Here is a 14,401-nt window from a genome sequence, read left to right as displayed (position 1 = left end):
CCAGTTGTCGATAACGATCCGGTTCTCCGCGGTTGGTGGGCAACAAGCTATCCGGATGTTCACTTTCTCGGATTCGTGTGTTACCTGTGGCGCAGTTGTTCGGACGAGTTGGCCGCACATCGTGGTGTTGTGAGTTCGACCAGATACCTGGAAATCGCCGAGGAACTCGGCAGGGAACTCGACGGATGCACGCCGGGTACCCGGGTAGCCAGCGAGCACGAGATCACCACCAGGTTCGGGGTGGGCAGGGCCACGGCGCGCGCGGCGGTTCAGGAACTGGAACGCCGGCTGGTTGTCCGCAGGGTGCAGGGTTCGGGCACGTACGTGAATCGCCGGATTGACTACGTGATCTCGCATCGGAGGCCGCCGTCCTGGACGGCTACGGTCACTGCCGCGGGGGCCAAACCTCGGGCGTTGGTCAAGGACGTTGACCAGATCCCGCTTCCGGACGATCGGGCAGCCAGGTTGGCTAGGCCGGCCGGTTCGCTCGCGCATCGGGTGATCCGCGAGTTCTATATCGATGATCTGCTGGCGTCTTGGGTGCATGAATGGATTCCGGTCGACTTGGTGCCGGATCTCGATCTGGCTCTGCACGCGGTGGATTCGATCGATCTGGTGCTGCGCCAGATGGGTCGGGTATCGCCGGTTCGCGCGTGGTGTCGGGTCAGCCTGGATGTGCCACCAAGTGAAGTGTTGCGCGGGTTGCGCATGGAGGCCAGCCAACCGGCGTGGCTGGTGGAAAGCGCAAGCAGGGACGCGTCTTCCGGCCAGCTGCTGATGTGCAGCGACTCATGGACCCGGGCGGATGCCGTGCGCGTGGTGGTGGAACTGCAAGACGACCCAGGACTAGACGACCCAGGACTAGACGACCCAGAACTACGAGATGACACGGCGCCGCGGGCGCCAGTTGTCGAGGAGGAGCGGTGAGCGAAGGAATGGGCCGGGAGCAACGCTGCGCGCTGCTCGCTGAGGCCGAACCGGATGAGTTGATCCAACTGGCGGACGCCTGTCTTGGCGATGGCGCGCGACTTCGGGTGCTGGTTTCTCCCGAGGTCGGCTGTATCACCGCGCAGGTACGCGAACCGGTCGCGGCCGAGCGGTTCTTGCTCGGGGATGTGCTTGCCTGTCGTGCCGAGGTAGAGCTGGCCGAGCAACGTGGCTGGGCGGTCCGGTTGGGCGACGATCGTGCCGCGGTACTCGCCGCGGCGGTACTCGATGCGGAAGCGCAGGCAGGGCGGGATCGCGCGGCCGATGTGGACGATCTCTGTCGCGCGGTGGCTGAACGCGGTCACCGGCAGGCGGAGCGGGAATGGGCAGAGCTGGCACCCACCATCGTCGAGTTCGAGGAGTTGACATGACGGGAGTGCTCGACGTGGACCGCACGGTCGCGGAGCGAGTGGCCAGGGCGAATCTGCTGCCGGATGACGCGCAGCGGGTTTTTCGCGCGGTACTCGACGCACTGTCCAGGCCCGGTCAGGTGCAGCGGCTGGCAACCGATCCGGCCAGCGAGCTGCCGCCGGTACTACTGCCAGTGCTGGCGCTCGCCGATCTCGGTACTGGGGTGTACGTACGACACGAGGACCCGCACTGGGTCGATGTGGTGCGAGTGGTGACCAATGCGCCAATCGCCGACCTGGGCTCGGCGCGGCTTGTTGCCGCCGAGGGGACGCTGTCCGCCACTGAACTGGCCGCGCTGCCGCGTGGCAGCGCCAGCGCTCCGGAGCACGGCGCGCTCGTCGCGCTCGCGGTATCTGATGTGGACGGTGGGGCGACCCGCTGGCAACTGTCCGGTCCCGGCGTGCCAGGTGAGCTGCGGGTGTCCCTGGCTGGGGTGGGCTCGGATCTCCTTGCCGCGCGCGATGTCGCGGTGGCGGGTTATCCGGCTGGAATCGACCTGCTGCTGGTGGCCCCGGACGGACGGATGGTTGGCCTGCCGCGGACAACCGCGGTGACGGAACTGGAGGACTGATGGGGTATTCAGGCGCACGCGGCGGGCTTGCGGCGATTCTGGCCGCCGAGGATCTGGTTCGCCGCAAACGTGATCACGCTCCGGCACCGTGGGCATCGACCGAGCAGATCACGGAACGGTTCCGGCTTGCCGTTGATCGCGTGATGGGCGAAGCAGGGCTCTATCACGAACCGACCGCGGCCGCGGCACTGCGGCAGGCCGAAGGTGATCCGCTGGAGGCGGCGCATCTGGTGCGCGCTCAGCGTTCGACGCTTCCCCGGTTGGCGAACAGCGAACCTGTCGATCCCGATGAGCTGATCGTACTGCGCCGGATCGTGCCGGCTTTCCGGGAACCGGACGGACCGCAGCTGCTTGGGCGTACCACCGACTACACGGGACGGATGCTCGAGCGGCCGGATGGCCAGCCGGCTCCACCCGATGCCTCGCCGGAGCCGGAACCTGTGGAACGTACCGATGAGCAGCGGCAGCCGCGCCGCTTCCTTGATCTACTACGCAAACTTGATCTGGTGGTTGATCACCGTGGCGAGAACGGGGACGCCGAACCGCATGACATCACCCGAGTACCCGCCCGGCCGCCGGCGGCGCGATCGGCGGTGTTGGCGACCATGGCTCGCGCGGAGACGGGTGCGCTGGTCGGGCTCTGGTACCGGTCGATTCTCGGTCCGGATGGTGATGTGCACGAGGTGACGCTCGGCGAGGTGCGGCATGGCCGGTTGCCGCTGCGAATCCGGCATCCACACACCGGGAACCCGGTGACCGTAGGCGAGTTCCGGGTGACGGAGGCGGAGGCGATCGAGGATCTGGACGGTGCCGAGGAGGATCGGACGAAGTTCGATGTCGGCTACGGGCTCTGTCTAGGGCACAACGAGCGCAAGGTAATCGCTATGGCCAATTTGGACATAGCGAATAGGCGATTCGGTCGGCAGGGGCCCCTGGAGCAGCTGCTGTTGCTGACCACGGATGGCCTCGATTCCGGTGGATTCTTGGAACACCTGAAGCTGCCGCACTATGTGACATTTCGTTCGATGGTCGAACGCAAGCAGGCGATGCGGGCCGCAGCGGACGCCGGAATGGGGCCGAGGGTCGCTGACCCGGCTGGAAGGGATTGTCGATGACCGTAACAACGACCGATGCGTCCGCGATCCGTGCGCTACTGGCCGATGTGGACGAAGCAAGGGGAGTCCGCCAGGAGATTCTGGACGAGGGAGCCAAACGCGAGGTGCGCCGTGCGGTCCTGAGTGCGGTCTGTGTGCCCGGCTACCAGGTACCGTTCGGGTCTCGGGAGATGCCGGTTGCCCGCGGCTGGGGTTCCGGTGGTCTGCAGGTCACCCTCGGCGTGATCGGGCCTGCCGACACCGTCAAGGTCATCGATCAGGGTGATGACGCGGGGGTTAACGCGACGAACCTGCGTCGGATGATCGGTGGTACGACAGACTGTGCGGAAACCACGGACACCAGGGACGCAACGGTGATCCAGAGTCGACACCGCATTCCGGAAGAGGCACTTGGCGAGCGGCATATCATGGTGTACCAGGTTCCGGTTCCGGAGCCGTTGCGTGGCGTGGAGAAGTCCGTCGTCGAATGCGGCCGGATGCATGCCGAGGCGGATTACTCGAAGATGTGGGTGAGCCTCTACGAGGATATCGTGCGCAACGGGTTGATCACCGCGTCAAGCGGCTACCCAGTGGAAGTCGATGGCCGCTACGTGATGGCTACCAGCCCGGTACCGCGCTGGGACGTGCCCCGGCTGCATCAGGCCGAGCACCTGAATCTCTACGGTGCCGGTCGAGAAAAGCGGATCTATGCGATCCCGCCGCATACCGACGTGCACCCGTTGACGTTCGCGGATGTTCCGTTCGAAGTGGAGTACGCACCGGACTCGTACTGCAAGCTGTGTGGCAGCGACGACGTCTTCCTTGTCGAGGGCGGCCCGAACGGCGGCTACGTGTGCAGTGACACCGAATGGTGCACCCGGGTACGCGAAGGCGATGCCGATATCGTGGCGCACCGGAAGCGAGCACCGCTGGGACAACTGCCTGACCCGCGCCGCAGGCTGGTCGGAACTGAGGTCGAGGAGGAGGTTCACGGCACTGTCGAGCGCACCGCGGACACGCCGGAATGGGCCTTGCGGGTGTCCGAGGTAGGGAAGGTGCACGGTTCGGGCGGGGCGGCCGCGGTGCCCGGAACGGGACCGGAAAGCGGTAGCGCGGTGAGCCCGTCGACGGGGGCGATCGTGGCCGCCTGGGATGTTGATTTCGATGTCGCACCAGGCGAGGCACTGGGGTTGATCGGCGAGTCGGGGTCGGGTAAATCGACCGTGCTCAGCTGCGTGGTCGGTGACGTGCCGGCAACCAGCGGTACCGTCCGGCTCGGCGCGGTCGACGCGGGACGCACCGATGTGCTTGCCCTGCCGGACGAGCAACGCAGGAAACTGCGCATCGATTCGATGGCCGTGGTGTACCAGGATCCTGCCGCGGGCTTGAACCTGGATATCACCGCGGGCGGCAATATCGCCGAACGGCTGACCGCGGCCGGTTGGCGTGGGTATCACCGCATCCGGCGCAGGGCGGCCGAACTGCTCGATCGAGTCGAGGTGCCGCTCTCCCGGATGGATGATCCGGTGCGGACCTTTTCTGGTGGCATGCGACAGCGCGTGCAGATCGCCAAGGCACTCGCTACCGAACCCGCGGTGCTGCTGCTGGATGAGCCCACCACTGGGCTGGACGCTTCGGTTGCCGCAGGGGTCATCGATCTACTGCGCGGTTTGCTGGCCGAGCGGGACATCGCGGCCGTCGTGGTCAGCCATGATTTCGCGGTGATCGAAGCGCTCACCGATCGCACGTTGGTGATGCAACTCGGTCGGGTGGTCGAGCGCGGCCTCACCGACCAGCTTTTCCACGATCCACACCACCCGTACACCCAGCGGCTGGTCGCCGCGGCAAGGAGGTGAGTGCCATGGCTAGTCCGGTGCTCGCGGTACGCGAGCTACGCAAAACCTTCACTCTGCACACGATCGACGGCCGACGAGTGTCCTCCCTGCACGGCGTGGACCTGGACGTGCACGCGGGGGAGCACGTCGCCTTGGCCGGTGCCAGCGGTGCGGGCAAATCCTCGCTGCTGCGTTGTGTGTACCGAACCTATCTCGCCGACTCGGGGTCGGTTCGAATGACAACGAGCGGCGAACCGATCGAGCTCACCGGACTGCCGGATCGCGCGATGGCGCGACTGCGCGGCAGGGAAATCGGCTACGTTTCGCAGTTTCTGGCCGCGCCACCACGCACCGGACCGCTCGAAACGGTCGCCGCGACCGCACGCCGGCGTGGGTTGGATCGGGAACAGGCGCGCGATGCGGCGGCCGCGGCGCTACATCGGTTGAATGTGGACGAAAGCCTGTGGGACGTCGATTGTGGCGTACTTTCCGGTGGCGAGCGGCAGCGGGTGAATCTCGCGGCGGGTACCGTGCGGCCACCTCGGTTGCTGTTGCTCGACGAGCCAGTGTCCGCATTGGACCCAGAGAACCGTGAGGCCGCGCTGAGCTTGGTGGATTCCCTTGTCGAGCAGAACGTCGCCGTACTTGCTGTTTTCCACGACGCCGAAGTGATGCGACGGTTGGCCACCAGGGTGGTGCTGCTCGCGGATGGGACGGTCAGCCGGGACGGCGCGCCGGCCGATGTGCTAGGGGAGGCGGCATGACCGCGGGGATACTGGAACGGGTTGGTGAGGGCGGTTGGACGCTGGCCGGCGCGCCGCGAAACTTTGTGCTTGGCCATGTTCGCGCGGTGCTGCCGGACCGGGTGCTCGATGATGCGCGGATCGTGGTGCGCGATGGGCTGATCGCCGCGGTCGAACCGCATACGCCAGGTACCTTGTCTGATGTAGATGGTCAGGGCATGTTGTGCCTGCCCGGACTGGTGGATGTACACAGCGACGGCTTGGAGAAGGAACGGCTGCCACGGCCCGGCGCCGAACTGCCAATCGAGTTCGCGTTGGTGTCCTTTGAGGGCAAACTCCGCGCCGCCGGGGTAACGACGGTGTTTCACGGTGCTGGCTTCGAGGACGGTATGGCCGGTGGGTTGCGCCGGTCGGTGCGGGCGGCAGAGGAGACGTGTGCGGCGATCGATAACCATACGCACGCTCTGGTCGCGCACCATATCCTGTACCGGTTGGACGTGCGGTGCCCAACGGGTCTCGCGGCGTTACGCCGCAGGCTGGACACGGTGTCCGGAGTGCCGCTGGTTTCGCATGAGGACCACACTCCCGGGCAGGGCCAGTACGCGGACCGCCGGTACTTCGAGCGCTATCTGATGGGTACCCGCGGCTACGCGGAGGAGGAGGCGAAACAGCAGGTCGATGCGATGATCGAGAAACGCAACGAGCGGCTGTCGGTGCGTACTGAGGCCTTGGACTGGGTGGGCGAGCTTGCACAGGCCGGCCAGATCCGGCTCCTTGGGCACGATCCGGACAGCGCGGCGGAGATCTCCGCGCTGTGCACCCGGGGTGGCGCGGTGGCTGAGTTCCCGACCACTCGCGAGGCGGCCATCGCGGCCCGCGAGCATGGCTTGCCCGTGGTGATGGGCGCGCCGAACGTGCTGCGTGGCGGTTCGCATAACGGCAACGCCTCTGGCCAGGAGCTCATCGCGGAGAACCTGGTGACCGCGCTTGCCTCGGACTATCTGCCGTCCGGCCTGCTTGCCGCCGCGTTCGATCTGGTGCGGTTCGGGGAACTCGACGTGCCGTCGGCGATTCGGTTGGTGACCGAAGGTGCCGCCGAGGTAGCTGGGTTGACCGACCGGGGTGCGCTGGCCGAGGGCCTGCGTGCGGATCTGGTGTTGGTGTCGCTCAGCGGTCAGTGGCCGGCCGTACGATCAGTGCTGCCAGCGGCCGTGCCGGAGAGGAGTACGCGGTGACCGACCCGGGCCTGATCGGCTGGCCGATCCCAGATCCGGAGATTCCTGCGGCTACCGACCCGGCGCTGGCGGCGCTCGCGAACGTGGCCGCCGCCGCCTTCCGGTCGGCACGCGGCACGCTCACCCGCACGGAGCTGGCCGAGAAGGTCGGTATGGGGGCGGACGGAACGCCGACGATGCGACTCGATGAGCTGGTGGATGGCGCCATCGCGGAGCAGGTGAACCGGCTAGGGGTGAACCTGCTCAGCGAGGAGGTCGGCGTCGTCGACAACGGATCGGCGAGCACGATCGTGGTTGATCCGGTGGACGGAACGGCGAACGCGGTGGCGGGTGTTCCGCTGTCGGCCTTCGCCGCGACCCTGGTGCGCGATGGGGTTCCGGTGGAGTCGCTGACCTGCTGGCTGGACACCGGGCGGTGCTGGCGTGCGGTGGCTGGCGAGCCGACGCCGTATCGCACGACCGGCCGGACGAGCCTCGCTGGCGCGGCGGTGAGCCTGCTGCGCCCGCAGCGGCACACCGTGGACGCGTGGTGGCGGGTAGCGGATCAGGCCAGCAGGGTTCGGGTGCTGTCCACCAGCTGCCTGGAAGCCGCGCTTGTTGCCGAGGGCGCGACGGATGGTTTCGTGGATGCCGGCTCGGACACCCATCGCATCGTTGACCTGGCCGCCGCGCTGGTGCTGGTGCCGGCGGCCGGTGGTTGTGTACTGGATGCGTTCGGACGGCCAGTCGAGATCGACAACGATCTGAGCAAACGGTGGTCCGGGGTGGTCGCCGCGACCCCACTGCTCGCGGAGGAGCTGGCTGGCGCGATTCGAGGCTGACCGATGTATGGCGGTGGCGGGGCGCACAGCGTGGGTGTCGGTTGCGTGCCGGCAAGGGCAGGTCAGGGATGATGGGGAGATGCCTCCGGAGTACCCACCTGTCGCGAGTCGGCCGAATCCGACGTCCCCGGGGCATATCCTGGCCGTGCTACGCGCTGATGGCCCGCTGACCAGACAGGAACTCCAGGCTCGCGTAGGGCTGTCCAGAGCGACCATGGTCGATCGACTAGACACCTTGGACAGATTGGGCTGGCTGCGCCGGACTGGGCATCAGGAGTCCAGCGGTGGCCGGCGGGCGGAACTACTCGGCGTGGATGACACGGGACGTACCGCGTTGGTGATCGACCTGGGCCAGAGCCACGCCACGCTCGCCGTGGTCGACCTGTGCGGCACGGTCTTCCTGCGCAGCGAGCAACCCGTCGCCGCGCGCAGCGGTCCACACCGGACACTTCCGGAACTGGTCGAGCAAGGGCAGGAGCTGCTCGAGCGTGCCGGCAGGGCGAACAGCCTGTGTGCCGTCGGTCTTGGCGTGCCTGGTCAGGTTGATGGCAGCCGCGGCTGTACCGTGGCGCCGCCGACGATGCCGGAGTGGACGGGCGTACCGCTGCGCGCACCCTTCGAAGAGGCTTTCGGGGTTCCGGTGGTGCTGGAGAATGACGCGAACGCGCTGGCGTTCGGCGACTATTTCGCGCTCGGCCGGCCGGCTGCCGCGCTGGTCGGCGTCAAGATCGGTACCGGGATTGGCGCCGGCGTGGTCACCTATGGTCGTACGCACCGGGGCGAAAGCGGTGGCGCGGGCGAGATCGGCCATATGCGGATCGAAGGCAACGAGCAGCCGTGCACCTGTGGTCGGCGGGGTTGTGTGTTCGCGGTAGCCAGTGGCTATGCACTGGCGCGGCGATTGCGTTCGACGGGCGCGCGCTCGGTGGGGGATGTGGCGCGCCTGGTGCGGGCGGGCCAGCGGGACGCGGTACGGGCAACCGCCGATGCCGGCAAACTCGTCGGCACTGTGCTGGCCACCGTGGTCACCATCGTGAACCCACGTTATCTACGGGTCGGCGGCGCTATCGGGGTGCTACCGCCGTTTCTGGACCGGCTTACCGAGACGGTGACGGCGAACGCGCATGCCAGCGCGTTGAAGAAGCTGAGGATTGAACCGTCCGCGCTCGGCGAGAACGCGACGCTGACCGGGCTGGCCGGGTTGGTCGCCGACGAGATGCTGGCTCCGGCCACGATCGATGCGATGGCCCAGCGCCTGGCGTAACGTGCTGGTCAGTTGCGCGGCGGGTCCCCATAGGGGGAGCAGTGGTATGGCCGCAGCGGCGGCAGGTTCGGCCAGAACACACGTCCCGGCCGTACCTCGTCGAACTGTTCGCGAAGCAGCCGCCCGAACAGCCTGCCGGACTTGCTGTCGAAGCGGTGCGCGGCGAGCAGGGTGCTGAACGTGCCGGTCGGGTCGAGGACATCGCGGATCGTCCCCAGCAGGTCCCGCTGCTGCTGCGCGGACAGCATCGTCCACGGCAGCGTGGAGACCACATGGTCCACGTTGTCCATGCCACGTTCGGCAAGCAGTTCGGGCAGCTGAAAGGCCGATCCGTGGATGACGTCCACGCCAAGGCCCGCGCAGCGCCGCCGCAGTTGCTTGGCCAGGATCGGGCTGACCTCGACGGCGAGTAGTTCGGCTTCGGTAGGTAGTTGTCGCCGCAGCACGCTGGTGACCGAACCGCTGCCGGCGCCGAGCTCGACGACCCGTTTGGCACTGCTCAGCCCGATGTCGCCGACGAACTGTTCGGCGCAGGCGGTAGTCGTCGAAGCGAGCGTCGCGGTACGCACGGGATTGCGGAGGGACGCCAGCAGGTAGGACATTCGGATGCTCCGTAGCGGGTTGGCCGAGGCGGTCAGTCGGGTGCGCTGCTAAAAAGTGGTGCGGCCAAAATCCTGACACTTGTTCGGCTCGCCGGTCAGCCAGACGGCGCACAAAGTATGCGCTCCGTTAGGTAGCCGCAGGTCAGGATGGTATGCCCGAAATCACATTTGAATAATCCTCGTCGGATGCGTGGGAAGTCCACACGTTGTCGCCGGTGGTGGAATGTGATCTCGTGAGCACGGGGCATCCGCACGAAGCAAGGGAGCCGTCCGATGGATACCGGACCAACTGATCAGACGCTTGGTGACGGGCCAGATCCGAAGCCACGTAGCCGGGATGTCACGGACGGTATGGAGCGTGCGGCGGCTCGCGGGATGTTGCGCGCCGTTGGCCTCGGCGATGACGACTTCGCCAAACCGCAGGTCGGGATCGCCTCGTCGTGGAACGAGATCACGCCGTGCAACCTTTCGCTACAGCGGCTGGCCGAGGCGAGCAAGCAGGGCGTACACGCCGCCGGTGGATACCCGCTCGAGTTCGGGACCATCTCCGTCTCGGACGGGATCTCGATGGGCCATGCGGGTATGCACTACTCCCTGGTCTCCAGGGAAATCATCGCCGACTCGGTGGAGACGGTGGTGCAGGCCGAGCGGTTCGACGGAACCGTCCTGCTCGCCGGTTGCGACAAGAGCCTGCCTGGCATGCTGATGGCCGCCGCGCGACTGGACCTGGCCTCGGTGTTCGTCTATGCGGGTTCCATCCTGCCGGGCAGCGTGGATGGTAGGGAAGTCACCATTATCGACGCCTTCGAAGCGGTCGGGGCGTGCTCGCGGGGGCTGATCTCGCGGGCCGAGGTGGACCGCATCGAACGGGCGATCTGCCCTGGTGAGGGCGCCTGCGGCGGGATGTACACCGCGAACACCATGGCGTGCGTGGCCGAAGCGCTCGGCATGGCGTTGCCCGGTTCGGCCAGCCCGCCCTCGGTGGATCGCCGGCGGGACGTGCTGGCCAGGGAGAGTGGCGAAGCGGTGCTTGGCATGTTGCGAGGCGGGCGCACCGCACGGGACATCCTCACTCGCGAGGCGTTCGAGAACGCGATCGCCGTGGTGATGGCACTGGGTGGGTCGACGAACGCGGTACTGCACCTGCTGGCGATTGCCCACGAGGCCGAGGTCCGGCTGACCTTGGCGGATTTCGCGCGGATCGGTGAGCGGGTGCCACATCTCGCGGACGTCAAGCCGTTCGGCAAGTACGTGATGACCGCGGTCGACCGGGTTGGCGGCGTACCCGTGGTGCTGCGGGCGCTGCTCGAGGCGGGTCTGGTGCACGGCGATTGCCAAACGGTCACCGGTAAGACCGTGGCGGAGAATCTGGCCGAGCTGGATCCACCTCGACTGGACGGTTCGGTGCTGCGCGCGATGTCGGATCCGGTCCACCCGACTGGTGGGCTCACGATCCTGCACGGCAGCCTGGCGCCGGACGGCGCCGTGGTGAAAAGCGCCGGCTTCGATTCGACCCGCTTCGAGGGCACCGCCAGGGTGTTCGACGGCGAGCTGGCCGCGATGGACGCGCTTGGCGAGTTGCGCTCCGGCGATGTGGTGGTGATCCGCAACGAAGGGCCGATGGGTGGTCCGGGGATGCGCGAGATGCTCGCGGTGACCGGTGCGATCAAGGGGGCCGGGCTCGGCAAGGATGTGCTGCTGCTGACCGATGGGCGGTTCTCGGGTGGTACGACGGGTTTGTGCGTTGGCCATATCGCGCCGGAGGCGGCACATGGCGGGCCGATCGCGTTGGTTGCCGACGGCGATCCGATCGTGCTCGATATGCCGAGCCGCAGCCTCGAGCTCCTGGTGGACGAGGCAGAGCTGGCGCGGCGCGCGGCGAACTGGCAACCACCCGCGGAGCGTCGTGGAACCGGTGTGCTGCGCAAGTACGCGCGGTTGGTCGGTTCCGCCGCACAGGGCGCGGTCTGTTCCTGAGTGACGAGGCGGGCAACCATGGGCAAGAACGCGGAACGTGCCGCGGAGACCGCGGAAGTCGTCGACCAGTCGGTTGTGGACGTAGCCAGCCTCGCCAGCTGGATGGATGCGCGCGAGCTCGTGACCGGTTCGGATATCCGGGACTTGCGCCCGCTCAGCGGCGGCACGCAGAACATCATGCTGCGCTTCGAGCGAGGCGACCGCTCGTTCGTGCTGCGCAGGGGGCCGCGGCACCTGCGGGAGCGCAGTAACCGGGTCATTCGCAGGGAGATGCGGCTACTCGCGGCGATCGCGGACACCGACGTGCCACATCCGAAACTGATCGCGCCCTGCCCGGAGGAGTCCGTGCTGGGTGCGGCCTTCTACCTGATGGAACCGGTAACCGGGATCAACGTGGCGGTCGAGCTACCCGAGCCACAGGCGAGTGATCCCGCGATGCGGCACGGGATGGGGCTGTCCGTCGTGGACGCGATCGCCAAGCTCGGCGCGGTGGATCATCTCGCGGTCGGCCTGGCGGATTTTGGCCGAGTGGAGGGATTTCTGGACCGTCAGGTAGATCGTTGGCTTGGCGAGCTGGCGAGTTATCAGCAGTACCCGGGTTATCCCGGCGCGAGCATCGGTGATGTGTCCACTGTGGCGGAATGGCTACGGCGAAACCAGCCGGCGCGCTGGACACCAGGCATCCTGCACGGCGATTACCACTTCGCGAACGTGCTGTTCGAACCAGCGGGTACCGCGGTCGCGGCCATTGTGGACTGGGAGATGTGCACGGTGGGCGATCCGCTGCTTGACCTTGGCTGGTTGCTGGCGACCTGGCCACATGCCGAGGGTGGGGTAGCCGGGATGAACAGCGCGCTCGGCGGCCATTCGGGGTTTCCGACCGAGGCGGAGGTGATCGCGCGATACGCCCAGCACAGTACGCGCGACCTCAGCGGGATCCAGTGGTACGCGGTGCTCGCCTGTTTCAAACTGGGCATCGTGCTTGAAGGCACCTACGCGCGGGCCTGCGCGGGCCAGGCACCGGAGCGGGTGGGCCAACGACTGCACGCGGCGACGCTATCGCTGTTCGAGCAGGCGAGCCGACGGATCAACGCGGCCTAGCGGGCGCGACTCTGGGTGAAACATCGCGCGCAGTACCGCGACGGTCTGTTCGGTGTGACGATCGGTGGGAGGCACACCGCGCCGCAGTCGGCAAGGCCGAAGCTGCGGCCGCGGTGCCGGACGCGTTGCTCATTACCGGGGGAGACGTGATGCAGCTGTTGGCTGCTGAACAGCCCCGGCCAGCCGTTCATGTCTCGATATCGCGTACGGGCTGGGTGGCGGCGAGTTCGTCCGCGCGGTGCAGCATCGCGTCGGCCAGATCACGCAGCTGTTCACCGACCAGCCGTAGTGGTTTGGCGGTGAGTTCGCCGCCATTCTGCGTGGCGAACAGCGCTACGGTCACTCGCCCGAGCTCCTGGTTGACTCGCATGGCCCTGGCCAGCAGGATCCGATCGCATTCGATCACCGTGGCCTCCTGGGAATCTCGAGCGGGTGCGGTTCCATCGGCAACTGCACCCGAGTCACCCGTGGCCACCCATGGGCTTCGTCCATCACGACCTTGACCCGCGCGGGGCGGCCGTGCCGCCCGCGGGTACGCCTGCGCCAAGCCATATGTCCTCCCAGAATTTCGGCGACGATCCGAGGTCGGATCACCGCGAGGCGTGACCGGTTCTGTCGTCCGCCCTCGCTATAGTGACCACCACTATGACGCGCATCTCCACGATGTGCAACCTTCTTGAGAATGAGAAATTCTCAACCACTGGATTGGGGGACCTCAATGACACAGTCGAGGCCACCGCTGCGGCGGATCATTCTGGTCAAAACGTTGTGCAGGATGCGCGAAGCGGCTGGGCTGAGCCTTGAGGAGGTCGCGGACCGGCTTGAGTCGTTCTCGCGGGCGAAACTGTCCCGGATCGAGCAGGCCAGGTCCGCGGTATCCGGGGACGATACGTATGCGCTGTGTCAGGTGTATGGAGCGGACGAGGCGACGACCGGAACGCTGGTTCAACTCGCGAGGAAAGCCAAGCAGCGTGGTTGGTGGCATCTCTATAAAGAGGTCCTTGGCCGGGCGGTCGATGCATTCGAGTTGGAAGAGGATGCGGTCGAGATCCATGAGTTCGGCGTCGATGTGCTGCCAGGCCTGTTGCAGACCGAGGACTATGCCCGCGCGGTGATCCGGCATGCCGATCCGACAGCCGCCGACGAGATCATCGATCAGCGGGTGGCGGCGCGGATACAGCGGCAGAAGCGGTTCATCGAACGCCAGATCAGGCTCTGGGCCATCGTGGATCAGGCGGCCCTGGCCCGCCCGATCGGCGGGCGTTCGGCGATGATCACGCAGCTGGAGTATCTGTCCGAGGTGGCGCAGGACGTTCCGCATGCCTCGATCCAGATCCTGCCGACGAATATCAGTGGGCATGCCGCGTTGGGTGCGCCGTACTTCCTGCTCACGCTTGCCGATGGCAGTAAGTACCCGTACCTCGACACGCTGACCGGCGGCGCCTATCTGGACGATCCCGATGAGGTCGCTGTCTACGAGACGGCGTGGAGTCGGCTTGCCGCCATGGCGGTAGACTTCGAGAAGTCAGCCATGATGGTGCGGGATGCGATACAGGAGCACAGGAGTCAGTAGATGGGCGCCCTGGACAAGGCCACATGGTTCAAGAGCAGCCATAGTGGCGTTTCCAATGGGTGCGTCGAGGTCGCGTACACGACTCGCGTGGTCGGGGTGCGGGACACCAAGAACCGCGTTGCCGGCCGCCTCGAACTGGATCGCGCGGCGTTCGCGAACTTCCTGTCCGCGTTGAAGTAGCAGTGTC

15 protein-coding genes are annotated in these 14,401 nt (G+C 66.8%); 13 read left to right on the top strand and 2 right to left on the bottom strand.

Annotated features, from left to right (window positions below; translation table 11 throughout):
• Positions 1 to 129 precede the first annotated feature (129 nt).
• The 9 genes from EV191_RS13280 (at position 130) to EV191_RS13240 (ending at position 8,961) form a co-directional block, all read left to right on the top strand.
• The gene (locus tag EV191_RS13280) at positions 130 to 927 is read left to right on the top strand and encodes a GntR family transcriptional regulator (RefSeq protein WP_132877326.1); all 798 of its coding nucleotides are present in this window, start codon (positions 130 to 132) and stop codon (positions 925 to 927) included.
• The gene (locus EV191_RS13275) at positions 924 to 1,358 is read left to right on the top strand and encodes a phosphonate C-P lyase system protein PhnG (protein ID WP_132877325.1); all 435 of its coding nucleotides are present in this window, start codon (positions 924 to 926) and stop codon (positions 1,356 to 1,358) included. Before EV191_RS13280 ends, EV191_RS13275 begins: the two co-directional genes overlap by 4 nt.
• Positions 1,355 to 1,969, top strand: coding sequence for a phosphonate C-P lyase system protein PhnH (gene phnH, locus EV191_RS13270; protein WP_165912946.1), 615 nt, complete (start codon positions 1,355 to 1,357; stop codon positions 1,967 to 1,969). The genes EV191_RS13275 and phnH overlap by 4 nt, the downstream gene beginning before the upstream one ends.
• Complete coding sequence (locus EV191_RS13265) at positions 1,969 to 3,084, top strand: carbon-phosphorus lyase complex subunit PhnI (protein ID WP_132877323.1); 1,116 nt, start codon at positions 1,969 to 1,971, stop codon at positions 3,082 to 3,084. The genes phnH and EV191_RS13265 overlap by 1 nt, the downstream gene beginning before the upstream one ends.
• Entirely contained in the window at positions 3,081 to 4,919 is a 1,839-nt protein-coding gene (locus EV191_RS13260; protein WP_132877322.1) for an alpha-D-ribose 1-methylphosphonate 5-phosphate C-P-lyase PhnJ, read from the top strand. The genes EV191_RS13265 and EV191_RS13260 overlap by 4 nt, the downstream gene beginning before the upstream one ends.
• 5 nt (positions 4,920 to 4,924) lie before the next feature.
• Positions 4,925 to 5,662: an ATP-binding cassette domain-containing protein gene (locus tag EV191_RS13255; RefSeq protein WP_132877321.1), complete on the top strand. Its 738-nt coding sequence runs from the start codon at positions 4,925 to 4,927 to the stop codon at positions 5,660 to 5,662.
• Positions 5,659 to 6,876, top strand: coding sequence for an alpha-D-ribose 1-methylphosphonate 5-triphosphate diphosphatase (locus tag EV191_RS13250; RefSeq protein ID WP_132877320.1), 1,218 nt, complete (start codon positions 5,659 to 5,661; stop codon positions 6,874 to 6,876). Before EV191_RS13255 ends, EV191_RS13250 begins: the two co-directional genes overlap by 4 nt.
• Positions 6,873 to 7,697, top strand: a complete 825-nt coding sequence (locus tag EV191_RS13245; RefSeq protein ID WP_243658935.1) for an inositol monophosphatase family protein — start codon at positions 6,873 to 6,875, stop codon at positions 7,695 to 7,697. Before EV191_RS13250 ends, EV191_RS13245 begins: the two co-directional genes overlap by 4 nt.
• A 79-nt stretch (positions 7,698 to 7,776) precedes the next feature.
• Entirely contained in the window at positions 7,777 to 8,961 is a 1,185-nt protein-coding gene (locus EV191_RS13240) for an ROK family transcriptional regulator (protein WP_132877319.1), read from the top strand.
• Between the two features lie 8 nt (positions 8,962 to 8,969).
• Here EV191_RS13240 and EV191_RS13235 read toward each other — a convergent pair whose 3' ends face one another.
• A complete protein-coding gene (locus tag EV191_RS13235) occupies positions 8,970 to 9,563 on the bottom strand; it encodes a class I SAM-dependent methyltransferase (RefSeq protein WP_132877318.1) in 594 nt (197 codons plus the stop codon).
• A gap of 273 nt (positions 9,564 to 9,836) precedes the next feature.
• On the opposite strand from EV191_RS13235, the gene ilvD reads away from it, so the two are divergent.
• The gene (ilvD, locus tag EV191_RS13230) at positions 9,837 to 11,540 is read left to right on the top strand and encodes a dihydroxy-acid dehydratase (RefSeq protein ID WP_132877317.1); all 1,704 of its coding nucleotides are present in this window, start codon (positions 9,837 to 9,839) and stop codon (positions 11,538 to 11,540) included.
• 18 nt (positions 11,541 to 11,558) lie between these two features.
• The gene (locus EV191_RS13225) at positions 11,559 to 12,641 is read left to right on the top strand and encodes a phosphotransferase family protein (RefSeq protein ID WP_132877316.1); all 1,083 of its coding nucleotides are present in this window, start codon (positions 11,559 to 11,561) and stop codon (positions 12,639 to 12,641) included.
• 187 nt (positions 12,642 to 12,828) lie between these two features.
• Here the strand turns inward: EV191_RS13225 and EV191_RS13220 are convergent, their stop codons facing one another.
• Positions 12,829 to 13,047 carry a hypothetical protein gene (locus EV191_RS13220; RefSeq protein WP_132877315.1) on the bottom strand — a complete coding sequence of 73 codons (219 nt, stop codon included), beginning with the start codon at positions 13,045 to 13,047 and terminating at the stop codon, positions 12,829 to 12,831.
• Positions 13,048 to 13,359: 312 nt separating this feature from the next.
• Here EV191_RS13220 and EV191_RS13215 point away from each other — a divergent pair, with 312 nt between their 5' ends.
• Together EV191_RS13215 and EV191_RS13210 are read left to right on the top strand one after the other, a co-directional pair.
• Positions 13,360 to 14,214, top strand: coding sequence for a helix-turn-helix domain-containing protein (locus EV191_RS13215; RefSeq protein ID WP_165912945.1), 855 nt, complete (start codon positions 13,360 to 13,362; stop codon positions 14,212 to 14,214).
• Entirely contained in the window at positions 14,215 to 14,394 is a 180-nt protein-coding gene (locus tag EV191_RS13210; RefSeq protein WP_132877313.1) for a DUF397 domain-containing protein, read from the top strand. It begins immediately after the preceding gene.
• Positions 14,395 to 14,401: the final 7 nt, after the last annotated feature.

It is taken from the genome of Tamaricihabitans halophyticus (assembly GCF_004340875.1).
GTDB lineage: Bacteria > Actinomycetota > Actinomycetes > Mycobacteriales > Pseudonocardiaceae > Tamaricihabitans > Tamaricihabitans halophyticus.
This window is presented reverse-complemented; position numbering and strand designations above follow the sequence as displayed.